Origin of the sequence: Pseudomonas sp. St29 (assembly GCF_001547915.1) — a bacterium.
Classification (GTDB): Bacteria; Pseudomonadota; Gammaproteobacteria; order Pseudomonadales; family Pseudomonadaceae; genus Aquipseudomonas.
The window spans coordinates 473,740-486,219 of sequence record NZ_AP014628.1 but is presented as its reverse complement, the minus strand read 5'-3'; the positions used below and the strand labels follow the sequence as shown (position 1 = coordinate 486,219).

Here is a 12,480-nt window from a genome sequence, read left to right as displayed (position 1 = left end):
TGTTGAATACCGCACGAATTAGGGCGCGGATTCTACCAGACCGCGTCAAACGCGCAAGAGATCCTGAGTACCCCCATCAGAAAAAGCCGGCGCAACCTTGACAGCCCCGGCTTTGCCACGCACGGCACTGAGGTGCCTGCTCGGCCGCGGCAAAACCTCCGCAGACCGGGGAGCACGCACGCTTATACAGGACACCCCACGGCTCGTCTGTTAGGCTCCGGAGCCTATTTACCGTCCGCTCATCGAGATTGTCCCGCGTGCCCGACGCCATTCTGCGCCTCGCCCTGCCTTCGCCTCTGCGCCGCCTCTTCGACTACCGTGCCCCGGCCGGTGTGCTGCGCGCCCAGCTGCATCCGGGGATGCGCCTGCGAGTGCCCTTCGGTCGCCGGGAAATGATCGGCATCCTGGTGGAAGTGGCGGATCACAGTGAAGTGCCGGCCGACAAGCTCAAGCCGGCCCTGGCCCTGCTGGACCCCACGCCACCGCTGCCCCCGGCCCTGTTCAAGCTGTGCCTGTGGACCGCCCAGTACTATCAGCACAGCCTCGGCGACACCCTGAGCTGGGCCTTGCCGGTGCTGCTGCGCCAGGGCGAGCTGGCCGAGGCCCGTCAGGAACGTTTCTGGTCGATAGCCCCCGGCGCCCGCCTGGATGACCCGCGCATCGCCCGCGCCCCGCGTCAGCGCGAAGCACTGGCCACCCTGGCCCAACACCCCCATGGCGTGCCCCACGCTCTGCTGAGCAAGCTGATGCTGAGCAAGGACAGCCTGGACCTGTTGCTGGCCAAGGATCTGGTGCAGGTAGAAGTGCGCAAGCACGCGCCAGGCGTGCGCCATGAACACTGGCTGGCCCAGCCCGAGCTGCCGCTCAACAGCGAGCAGCGCGCCGCCTACGAAGCGATCCGCGCCGGGTTCGACAGCTATCACGCCTTTCTTCTGGCCGGGGTCACTGGCAGCGGCAAGACCGAGGTCTACCTGCAGTTGATCCGCGAAACCCTCGAAGCCGGCAAACAGGCCCTGGTGCTGATCCCGGAGATCAACCTGGGGCCCCAAACCCTGGCGCGCTTCGAACAGCGCTTCAACGCCCGCATCGCCCTGCTGCACTCGGCGGTCAATGACCGCGAACGCCTGGATGCCTGGCTCGCCGCCCGAGATGGCGAAGCCGACATCATCATCGGCACCCGATCGGCGCTGTTCACGCCGATGAAGAACCCCGGGCTGATCATCATCGATGAAGAGCACGACGGCTCTTATAAGCAGCAGGAAGGCCTGCGCTACCATGCCCGCGACCTGGCCCTGGTGCGCGCCCGCCAGGAAGACATCCCCATTGTCCTGGGCTCGGCCACACCGTCCCTGGAAAGCCTGCACAACGCCTACACCGGCCGCTATGGCCTGCTGCGCCTGAACGAGCGCGCCGGCGGCGCCAAGCAACCGCGCTTCCTGCGCCTGGATGTGAAGAGCCGCCCTCTGGACAGCGGCATTTCCGGCCCCATGCAGCAGGCCATCGGCCAGACCCTGGCCGCCGGCCAGCAAGTCCTGGTATTCCTCAACCGCCGCGGTTTCGCCCCGACCCTGCTCTGCCACGACTGCGGCTGGATGTCCGAATGCCAGCGCTGCGACGCCCGCATGACCGTGCACCAGCGCTCCGGCGAACTGCGTTGTCACCATTGCGGCCATGTGGAGCGAGTGCCCCGGCACTGCCCGCAATGCGGCAAGGTCGATCTGCGCCCCGTGGGCGCCGGCACCGAGCGCGCGGAAGAACGCCTGGGCATCCTGTTTCCCGACTACCCGGTACTACGGGTGGACCGCGACAGCACCTCGCGCAAGGACGCGATGAACCAGCTGTTCGCCACCATCCAGAAGGGGCATCCGTGCATCCTGGTGGGCACCCAGATGCTGGCCAAGGGGCATCACTTCCCCCGGGTCACCCTGGTGTCGATCCTCGACGCCGACGGCGGCCTGTTTTCCGGGGACTTCCGCGCCAGCGAGCGCATGGCGCAACTGATCGTCCAGGTCGCCGGGCGCGCCGGGCGTGCCGAAGAACCGGGCAAGGTGATCATCCAGACCCACCTCGCCGACCACCCGCTGCTGGTGCAACTGACCGAGCAGGGTTACTTCGCCTTCGCCGAACAGGCCCTGAGCGAGCGCCGCGCCGCCGGCCTGCCGCCCTTCGCCCATCTGGCCCTGCTGCGGGCCGAGGCCCACAAGCCGGGGCAGGCCGAAGGTTTTCTCGATGAGGCGTGCAGCGAGGCCGAGCGCCTGCTGGCGGAACAGAACCTGGGGGGCATCGAGTTGCTGGGGCCGGTTCCGGCGCCGATGGAGCGGCGCGCCGGGCGTTATCGTGCGCAGTTGCTGCTGCAAGCCAATGCCCGGGCACCGCTGCATCGACTGCTGAGCAGCTGGTTGCTGGTGCTGGAGCAGATGCCCAGCGGACGCCAGGTCCGCTGGTCGCTGGATGTGGACCCGGTGGATTTGTATTGATCGATATCGCGTTTTCGCGGGCAAGCCCGCTCCTACAATGGGCTGCATCAAACCCGCAGGAGCAGGCTTGCCGGCGAAGGCACTCGAATGCCGCCACCGATCCCCAAGCAGCCCTCTATAGTTGGCAAGGCCGTTCCAGCAACGGATAATGCCCAGTTTTTCCACCCGCGCACCAACGCGCCGCCGCGCCAGCGGTCGAACGAGAAGACCATGAAAGACACCATTCGCCAGCTCATCCAGCAAGCCATCACCCAACTCGTCGCCGAAGGTGTGTTGCCAGAAGGCCTGACGCCGGCGATCCAGGTCGAAAACACCCGCGACAAGACCCACGGCGACTTCGCCAGCAATATCGCCATGATGCTGGCCAAGCCCGCCGGCATGAAGCCCCGCGACCTGGCAGAAAAAATCATCGCCGCGCTGCCGGCCCATGAGGACCTGAGCAAGGCGGAAATCGCCGGCCCGGGCTTCATCAACTTCTTCCAGAACACCCAGGCCCTGGCCGCGCGCCTGGACGCCGCCCTCGGCGACGAGCACCTGGGCGTGCGCAAGGCCGGCCCGGCGCAGCGCACCGTGATCGACATGTCGGCCCCCAACCTGGCCAAGGAAATGCACGTCGGCCACCTGCGCTCCACCATCATCGGTGACGGCGTGGCACGGGTCCTGGAGTTCCTCGGCGACACCGTGATCCGTCAGAACCATGTCGGCGACTGGGGCACCCAGTTCGGCATGCTGATGGCGTACCTGGAAGAGAACCCGATCACCAGCGATGAGCTGTCGGACCTGGAGAACTTCTACCGCGCCGCCAAGCAGCGCTTCGACGAATCCGAAGCCTTTGCCGACCGCGCCCGCGGCCTGGTGGTCAAGCTGCAAGCCGGCGACCCGGATTGCCTGGAGCTGTGGACCAAGTTCAAGGACATCTCCCTGTCCCACTGCCAGAAGATCTACGAGCTGCTCAACGTCAAGCTGACCATGGCCGACGTCATGGGCGAGAGCGCCTACAACGATGACCTGATCAACGTGGTCAACGACCTCAAGGCCCAGGGCATGCTGGTGGAGAGCAACGGCGCCCAGTGCGTGTTCCTCGACGAGTTCAAGAATGCCGAAGGCGAGCCGCTGCCGGTGATCATCGTCAAGGCCGACGGCGGCTACCTGTACGCCACCACCGACCTGGCCGCCGTGCGCTACCGCAGTGGCAAGCTCAAGGCCGATCGCGCCCTGTACTTCGTCGACCAGCGCCAGGCCCTGCACTTCCAGCAAGTGTTCGCCGTGGCCCGCAAGGCCGGCTTCGTGACCCATCCGATGGAGATGGAACACATGGGCTTCGGCACCATGAACGGCGCCGACGGCCGTCCGTTCAAGACCCGCGACGGCGGCACCGTGAAGCTCATCGACCTGCTGACCGAAGCCGAGGAACGCGCCTACGCCCTGGTCAAAGAGAAAAACCCGCAACTGCCGGAAGCCGATCTGCGCGGCATTGCCAAGGTGGTGGGCATCGATTCGGTGAAATACGCCGACCTGTCCAAGCACCGTACCAGCGACTACAGCTTCAACTTCGACCTGATGCTCAACTTCGAAGGCAACACCGCGCCGTACCTGCTGTACGCCTATACCCGTGCCGCCGGCGTGTTCCGCAAGCTGGGCAAGGACTTCAGCGAAGTCGGCGGCCAGATCGAACTGCACGCAGCCCAGGAACTGGAGCTGGCGGCCAAGCTGGCGCAGTTCGGCGAGATCCTCAACAACGTCGCCGACAAGGGCACCCCGCACATCCTCTGCACCTACCTGTACGACGTGGCCGGTCTGTTCTCCAGCTTCTACGAGAACTGCCCGATCCTGGCGGCCGAGACTCCGACGCAGATGCACAGCCGCCTGCGCCTCACCGAGCTGACCCGCCGCACCCTCAAGCAAGGTCTGGAACTGCTGGGCCTCAAAGTCCTGGAGCAAATGTAAGTTGGCTGCCAAGAAAAAACCTGCACCCAAGCGTGGCGCCAGCCGCTACCAGGCCCCGGCCAAGAAGCCGATCCCGGGCTGGTTGTGGCTGGCCATCGGCCTGACCATCGGCGCCTTCATCGTGTTCCTGATGAAGCTCGAACCCGGCAAGGGCGGCGACAGCGTCAAGCGCGAGAAGATCGAACAGCAGAAAGCCAGCAAGATCGCCGAGGCCAACAAGACCCCGCCGAGCCCGCAGCAACCGGTGAAGCCGAAGTACGACTTCTATACCCTGCTGCCGGAATCGGAGGTCATAGTGCCGCCGGAAGCGGTGCCGGAGAAAACCCTGCCGACGCCTCAAGTGCCGCCGGTGCCGACCACCCCGGTCACCCCGGCGGAAGCCGCGAAGATCGACACCGCCCGGGCCCAGGCGGCCCTGGCCGGCATCACCCCACCGCCGGCGCCACCGGTGGCCAAGGCGGCGCCGGTGACCAAGTTCTTCCTCCAGGCCGGCTCGTTCCGCAAGCAAGCCGATGCCGACAAGGTACGAGCGCAGATCATCCTGCTGGGCCAGTCGGTGGCGGTGGAATCCGGCACGGTGAAGGATGAAACCTGGTACCGGGTATTGGTGGGCCCGTTCAGCAACCGCGAACAGCTGACCGTGGCGCAGAAACAACTGGCCGGCGCCGGCTTTAGCAATCTGCTGTTACAACAGCGCCAGAGCCGTTAAGCCGACCGCTACGCGATTGATCGCGGCCCAGCCCACTCCTACACGACGCCTCGTAGGAGCGGGCTTGCCCGCGAAGCGCTTGCAGCTTGCAACAAAGACCGCTGGTCCCCCGCTACAGCCTCCGGTTGAAAAACTCCCAGCCACCCCCATATGAGTTTCCATCAGGGCACTTTCGCCCCGCTGTGTGGAGACTCCCCCCTTGACCACCATCGTTTCAGTCCGCCGCCACGGCAAAGTCGTCATGGGCGGCGACGGCCAGGTTTCTCTCGGCAACACCGTGATGAAAGGCAACGCGAAAAAAGTCCGCCGCCTGTACCACGGCCAGGTCATCGCCGGCTTTGCTGGGGCCACCGCCGACGCCTTCACCCTGTTCGAGCGCTTTGAAGGCCAACTGGAGAAACACCAGGGCCATCTGGTGCGCGCCGCTGTCGAGCTGGCCAAGGAATGGCGTACCGATCGCTCCCTGAGCCGCCTGGAAGCCATGCTGGCCGTGGCCAACAAGGACGCCTCCCTGATCATCACCGGCAACGGTGACGTGGTGGAGCCGGAGGACGGCCTGATCGCCATGGGTTCCGGTGGCGCCTACGCCCAGGCCGCAGCCAGCGCCCTGCTGAAAAAGACCGACCTGTCGGCTCGCGAAATCGTCGAGACGGCCCTGGGCATCGCCGGCGACATCTGCGTATTCACCAACCACACTCAAACCATCGAGGAGCAGGATCTCGCGGAATAAGCCTGTTGCGGCGCTCGCGCCACGGCATTCATTCTTGCTTGAGGACCGCCAATTACTATGTCCATGACACCCCGCGAAATCGTCCACGAACTCAACCGCCACATCATCGGCCAGGACGATGCCAAGCGCGCCGTCGCTATCGCCCTGCGCAACCGCTGGCGCCGGATGCAACTGCCGGCCGAACTGCGCGTTGAAGTGACGCCCAAGAACATCCTGATGATCGGCCCCACCGGTGTCGGCAAGACCGAAATCGCCCGCCGCCTGGCCAAGCTGGCCAATGCACCGTTCATCAAGGTCGAAGCCACCAAGTTCACCGAAGTCGGTTATGTCGGTCGCGACGTCGAATCGATCATTCGTGACCTGGCCGATGCGGCGATCAAGATGTTCCGCGAACAGGAGATGATCCGGGTTCGCCACCGCGCCGAAGACGCCGCCGAAGAGCGCATCCTCGACGCTCTGCTGCCACCGGCCCGCATGGGCTTCAGCAGCGATGAAGCGCCGGCCCAGGACTCCAACACCCGCCAGCTGTTCCGCAAGCGCCTGCGCGAAGGCCAGCTGGACGACAAGGAGATCGAGATCGAAGTGGCGGAAGTCACCGGCGTCGACATCTCCGCGCCACCGGGCATGGAAGAAATGACCAACCAGCTGCAGAACCTGTTCGCCAACATGGGCAAGGGCAAGCGCAAGAGCCGCAAGCTCAAGGTCAAGGAAGCGCTGAAGCTGGTACGGGATGAAGAGGCCAGCCGCCTGGTCAACGACGAAGAGTTGAAGACCAAGGCCCTGGAAGCGGTCGAGCAACACGGCATCGTGTTCATCGACGAAATCGACAAAGTGGCCAAGCGCGGCAACTCCGGCGGCGTCGATGTGTCCCGCGAAGGCGTGCAACGCGACCTGCTGCCCCTGATCGAAGGCTGCACCGTCAACACCAAGCTGGGTATGGTCAAGACCGACCACATCCTGTTCATCGCTTCCGGTGCCTTCCACCTGAGCAAGCCCAGCGACCTGGTTCCGGAGCTGCAAGGGCGCCTGCCGATCCGCGTCGAACTCAAGGCCCTGTCGCCGGAAGATTTCGAGCGCATCCTCAGCGAGCCTCACGCTTCGCTGACCGAGCAATACCGTGAGCTGCTCAAGACCGAAGGCCTGAACATCGAGTTTCTGCCTGAAGGCATCAAGCGCCTGGCGGAGATTGCCTGGCAGGTCAACGAGAAGACCGAGAACATCGGTGCCCGTCGCCTGCACACCCTGCTCGAGCGCCTGCTGGAAGAGGTGTCGTTCAGCGCCGGCGACCTGGCCAGCGCCCACAGCGAAGAGCCGATCCGCATCGACGCGGCCTACGTCAACAGCCACCTGGGCGAATTGGCGCAGAACGAAGATCTGTCCCGCTATATCCTCTAAGCGACAAGCTTCAAGCCTCAAGCCTCAAGCTGCAAGTTGATCGCGGTCATCTTGTAGCTTGTAGCTTGCAGCTTTAAGCTGCCCTCATGACTAAACTCCCCTCTGGCATCAACCTGCACAAAGCCTCGAAAACCCTGACCCTGACCTACGGGCCGGACGAGGTCTATCACTTGCCTGCAGAGTTCCTGCGGGTGCACTCCCCCTCCGCCGAGGTCCAGGGCCACGGCAAACCCATCCTGCAGTTCGGCAAGCTCGGCGTGGGCCTGAGCAAGGTTGAACCGGCTGGCCAGTACGCACTGAAATTGACCTTCGACGACGGCCATGACAGTGGACTGTTCACCTGGGACTACCTGTATCAGTTGGCTCTGCGTCAGGACGAACTGTGGAGCGATTATCTGGCAGAGCTCAAAGCCGCCGGAAAATCCCGCGATCCGAATGAGTCGATAATCAAGCTGATGCTCTAGTCCGAGCCTCCGGCTGTTTAGAGGGCATTTTCTAATTCCATCTGTTTGAATGCTGGGCTGTATGGCCAATGAATGGCCTGCTTGCGAAAAAAATTAAACTCGGGTAACCAATGGAACTGGCAAGTTCCCTGCAGAGTTCTCTGCACTTTTAAAGCAGCGGTACGCAATCAACGGTCACCCGAGCAGTAGTACCTGGCATCGTGCTGTGTGACTGCACAGCAGGTCCGGTACTCGTCTCAGGACAATGGAGCGTCGTAGATGAGTAACAAGAATATCGATGACCTGAAACGCCAAGCCTCGGAAAACACACTGGGGCTCAATCCGGTCATCGGCTTGCGTAGAAAGGATCTGCTTACCTCTGCTCGAATGGTGCTCACCCAGGCCATTAAACAACCCATCCACAGCGTCAAGCATGTCGCCCATTTCGGCCTTGAGCTGAAGAACGTGATATTCGGCAAATCGACCCTGCAACCGGAGAGCGACGACCGTCGCTTCAACGATCCGGCCTGGAGCCAGAACCCGCTGTACAAACGCTATCTGCAAACCTACCTGGCGTGGCGCAAGGAGCTCCACGAGTGGATCGGCGACAGCAACCTGTCCGATCAGGACATCAGCCGCGGCCACTTCGTGATCAACCTGATGACCGAAGCCATGGCCCCGACCAACAGCATGGCCAACCCCGCAGCGGTCAAGCGCTTCTTCGAAACCGGCGGCAAGAGCCTGCTGGACGGCCTGTCCCATCTGGCCAAGGACCTGGTGCAGAACGGCGGCATGCCCAGCCAGGTCAACATGGACGCCTTTGAAGTGGGCAAGAACCTCGGCACCAGCGAAGGTTCGGTGGTGTTCCGCAACGATGTGCTGGAGCTGATCCAGTACCGGCCGATCACCGAACAGGTGTATGAGCGGCCGCTGCTGGTGGTGCCGCCCCAGATCAACAAGTTCTACGTCTTCGACCTCAGCCCGGACAAGAGCCTGGCGCGCTTCTGCCTGCGCAACAACGTGCAGACCTTCATTGTCAGCTGGCGCAACCCCACCAAGGCACAACGGGAATGGGGCCTGTCGACCTACATCGAGGCCCTGAAGGAGGCGGTCGACGTGGTCACCGCCATCACCGGCAGCAAGGATGTGAACATGCTCGGGGCCTGCTCCGGCGGTATCACCTGTACCGCGCTGCTGGGCCACTACGCCGCGCTCGGAGAAAAGAAGGTCAATGCCCTGACCCTGCTGGTCAGCGTCCTCGACACCACCCTGGATACCCAGGTGGCGCTGTTCGTCGACGAGCAGACCCTGGAAGCGGCCAAGCGCCATTCCTACCAGGCCGGTGTGCTCGAAGGTCGCGACATGGCCAAGGTGTTTGCCTGGATGCGCCCCAACGACCTGATCTGGAACTACTGGGTCAACAACTACCTGCTGGGCAACGAACCACCGGTGTTCGACATCCTGTTCTGGAACAACGACACCACCCGCCTGCCCGCAGCGTTCCATGGCGACCTGATCGAGATGTTCAAAAACAATCCCCTGGTGCGCCCCAATGCACTGGAAGTGTGCGGCACACCCATCGACCTGAAACAGGTGACCGCCGATATCTTTTCCCTGGCCGGCACCAACGATCACATCACCCCGTGGAAGTCCTGCTACAAGTCGGCGCAACTGTTTGGCGGCAACGTGGAGTTCGTGCTGTCCAGCAGCGGGCATATCCAGAGCATCCTGAATCCGCCGGGCAATCCCAAGGCGCGCTACATGACCAGCACCGAGATCCCGGTCTGCCCCGATCAATGGCAGGAAAACTCGATCAAGCACACCGATTCCTGGTGGCTGCACTGGCAAGCCTGGCAGGCGGAGCGTTCCGGCGAACTGAAAGCGGCCCCCAGCACGCTGGGCAACAAAAAGTACGCCGCCGCCGAGGCCGCACCAGGGACCTACGTCCACGAGCGCTGAGTCCGGGCATTGAACGATGCGACGCCAGGAGGCGTCGCCACGCCCTATGCTTGGTACGAGGCCCGGCCTCGGAAAATCCGGACGACGCCCAGGACGGCGTTGCCCATGGTTCAATTCACAGGGCTACGGCATGCCACACTCTTTCATCTTTCGCACCGTTGATCTGGATGGACAGACCATCCGCACGGCGGTACGCCCCGGCAAGCCGCACTTGACGCCGCTGCTGATCTTCAACGGTATCGGCGCCAACCTGGAGCTGGTCTTTCCCTTTGTCCAGGCCCTGGATCCGGACCTGGAGGTCATTGCCTTCGACGTCCCCGGCGTGGGCGGCTCCTCGACCCCAAGCCGGCCTTATCGTTTTCCCGGCCTGGCCAAGCTGACCGCCCGCATGCTCGATTACCTGGACTACGGCCAGGTCAACGCCGTGGGCGTGTCCTGGGGCGGAGCCCTGGCCCAGCAGTTCGCCTACGACTACCCCGAACGCTGCAAGAAACTGGTACTGGCGGCCACCGCCGCCGGCGCCTTCATGGTCCCCGGCAAGCCCAAGGTGCTGTGGATGATGGCCAGTCCACGGCGCTACGTGCAGCCTTCCCATGTGATGCGCATCGCGCCGCTGATCTATGGCGGTGCCTTCCGGCGCGATCCGAACCTGGCCGCCGAACACGCAGCCAAGGTCCGCTCGGCCGGCAAGCTGGGCTACTACTGGCAACTGTTCGCCGGAGTGGGCTGGACCAGCATCCACTGGCTGCACAAGATCCACCAGCCGACCCTGGTGCTGGCCGGCGACGATGACCCGCTGATCCCCCTGATCAACATGCGCATGCTGGCCTGGCGGATTCCCAACGCGCAGTTGCACATCATCGACGACGGTCACCTGTTCCTGATCACCCGGGCCGAGGCCGTCGCCCCGATCATCATGAAATTCCTCCAGGAAGAGCGACAACGCGCCGTGATGCACCCGCATCCACTGCCATCGCACCCAACGAAATAAAACAACGCTGCCGACAGGATCGTCGCGCGCAAGAAAGGCCAGGAGCGACTATGTTGTCTGTCTTGGATTGGTCTGCTTGTTAGTGGTTTGACGAAGGAGTGTTGACTCATGCAAGACAAGCCTGCACAGTGTTCGCTTCCGGCCCCTGCGGCCTACATCAACGCACAGAGCGCGATCACCGGTCTGCGCGGCCGGGATCTGCTCTCGACACTGCGCAGCATTGCGGCCCACAGTTTGCGCAACCCGTTGCACAGCGCCCGCCACACCCTGGCCCTGGGTGGCCAGCTGGGACGTGTGCTGCTGGGGGAAACCCTGCATAAACCCAACCCCAAGGACAACCGCTTCGCCGACCCGGCCTGGACCCTCAATCCCTTTTACAAACGAGGCTTGCAGGCCTACCTCAGCTGGCAGAAGCAGGTTCGGCACTGGATCGACGACAGCGGCATGAACGAGGACGATCGGGCCCGGGCGCACTTCGCCTTCTCCCTGCTCAACGACGCGGTGTCGCCCTCCAACACCCTGCTCAATCCCCTGGCCCTCAAGGAAATCTTCAACACCGGCGGCAACAGCGTGGTGCGCGGCATCAGCAACCTGCTGGACGACCTGTTGCACAACAACGGACTGCCCAGCCAGGTGACCAAGCACGCCTTCGAGATCGGCAAGAACCTGGCCGTGACCCCAGGCTCGGTGGTGTTTCGCAACGAGCTGCTGGAACTGATCCAGTACAGCCCCATGAGCGAAAAACAGTACGCCAAGCCGTTGCTGATCGTGCCGCCGCAAATCAACAAGTACTACATCTTCGACCTCAGCCCGCACAACAGCTTCGTCCAGTACGCCCTGAAGAACGGCCTGCAGGTATTCATGATCAGCTGGCGCAACCCGGACGTGCGCCATCGCGAGTGGGGCCTGTCGAGCTACGTAGAGGCTACCGAAGAGGCACTGAATGTCGCCCGGGCCATCACCGGCAGTCGGGAAGTCAACCTGGTAGGTGCCTGCGCCGGCGGCCTGACCATCGCCGCCCTGCAAGGTCACCTGCAGGCCAAGCGCCAGCTGCGCCGGGTGGCCAGCGCCACTTACCTGGTGAGTCTGCTGGACAGCCAGCTGGACAGCCCGGCCACCTTGTTTGCCGATGAAAAAACCCTGGAAGCGGCCAAGCGTCGCTCCTACCAGCATGGGGTGCTCGATGGCCGCGACATGGCCAAGGTGTTTGCCTGGATGCGTCCCAACGACCTGATCTGGAACTACTGGGTCAACAACTACCTGCTGGGCAAGGAGCCGCCAGTCTTCGACATTCTCTACTGGAACAACGACAGCACCCGCCTGCCCGCAGCCTTGCACGGCGACCTGCTGGACTTTTTCAAGCACAACCCGCTGAGCCACGAAGGCGGACTCGAAGTCTGCGGCACTCCGATCGATCTGCAGAAGGTCACGGTGGACAGCTTCAGCGTGGCCGGTATCAACGATCACATCACCCCCTGGGATGCGGTGTATCGCTCGACCCTGCTGCTGGGCGGAGAGCGGCGCTTCGTGCTGTCCAACAGCGGGCATGTGCAGAGCATTCTCAATCCGCCGAGCAACCCAAAGGCCAACTACGTGGAAAACCACAAGCTCAGCAGCGATCCGCGAGCCTGGTATTACGACGCCAAGCATGTCGACGGCAGTTGGTGGGGCCAGTGGCTGAGCTGGGTCCAGGAGCGCTCAGGAGCGCAGCGGGAAACCCTGACCACCCTCGGCAATCAGAACTATCCGCCCATGGAGGATGCTCCGGGCACCTACGTGCGCGTGCGCTGAAAACACTTTGCTCCACGACTCCATGCTGGAGTCGTGCC

Annotated in this window: 9 protein-coding genes; all 9 read left to right on the top strand. The window is 63.4% G+C overall.

Annotation, left to right across the window (positions count from 1 at the left end; genetic code table 11):
- Window positions 1-257: 257 nt before the first annotated feature.
- Window positions 258-2,477 carry a primosomal protein N' gene (locus PST29_RS02185; protein WP_060837155.1) on the top strand — a complete coding sequence of 740 codons (2,220 nt, stop codon included), beginning with the start codon at window positions 258-260 and terminating at the stop codon, window positions 2,475-2,477.
- A gap of 210 nt (window positions 2,478-2,687) precedes the next feature.
- On the top strand, window positions 2,688-4,424 hold the full coding sequence (gene argS / locus PST29_RS02180) for an arginine--tRNA ligase (protein WP_060837154.1): 1,737 nt from the start codon (window positions 2,688-2,690) through the stop codon (window positions 4,422-4,424).
- Between the two features lies 1 nt (window position 4,425).
- Window positions 4,426-5,133, top strand: coding sequence for an SPOR domain-containing protein (locus PST29_RS02175; RefSeq protein ID WP_016962745.1), 708 nt, complete (start codon window positions 4,426-4,428; stop codon window positions 5,131-5,133).
- Window positions 5,134-5,332: 199 nt separating this feature from the next.
- A complete protein-coding gene (gene hslV / locus PST29_RS02170; RefSeq protein ID WP_003186641.1) occupies window positions 5,333-5,863 on the top strand; it encodes an ATP-dependent protease subunit HslV in 531 nt (176 codons plus the stop codon).
- 57 nt (window positions 5,864-5,920) lie between these two features.
- Entirely contained in the window at window positions 5,921-7,258 is a 1,338-nt protein-coding gene (gene hslU / locus PST29_RS02165; RefSeq protein ID WP_060837153.1) for an ATP-dependent protease ATPase subunit HslU, read from the top strand.
- A gap of 86 nt (window positions 7,259-7,344) precedes the next feature.
- A complete protein-coding gene (locus tag PST29_RS02160; protein WP_016962743.1) occupies window positions 7,345-7,722 on the top strand; it encodes a gamma-butyrobetaine hydroxylase-like domain-containing protein in 378 nt (125 codons plus the stop codon).
- 258 nt (window positions 7,723-7,980) lie between these two features.
- Window positions 7,981-9,660, top strand: a complete 1,680-nt coding sequence (gene phaC / locus PST29_RS02155; protein ID WP_060842250.1) for a class II poly(R)-hydroxyalkanoic acid synthase — start codon at window positions 7,981-7,983, stop codon at window positions 9,658-9,660.
- A 130-nt stretch (window positions 9,661-9,790) separates the two neighbouring features.
- A complete protein-coding gene (gene phaZ, locus PST29_RS02150; protein ID WP_060837151.1) occupies window positions 9,791-10,651 on the top strand; it encodes a poly(3-hydroxyalkanoate) depolymerase in 861 nt (286 codons plus the stop codon).
- A gap of 108 nt (window positions 10,652-10,759) precedes the next feature.
- The gene (gene phaC, locus PST29_RS02145; RefSeq protein WP_060842249.1) at window positions 10,760-12,442 is read left to right on the top strand and encodes a class II poly(R)-hydroxyalkanoic acid synthase; all 1,683 of its coding nucleotides are present in this window, start codon (window positions 10,760-10,762) and stop codon (window positions 12,440-12,442) included.
- Window positions 12,443-12,480 lie beyond the last annotated feature (38 nt).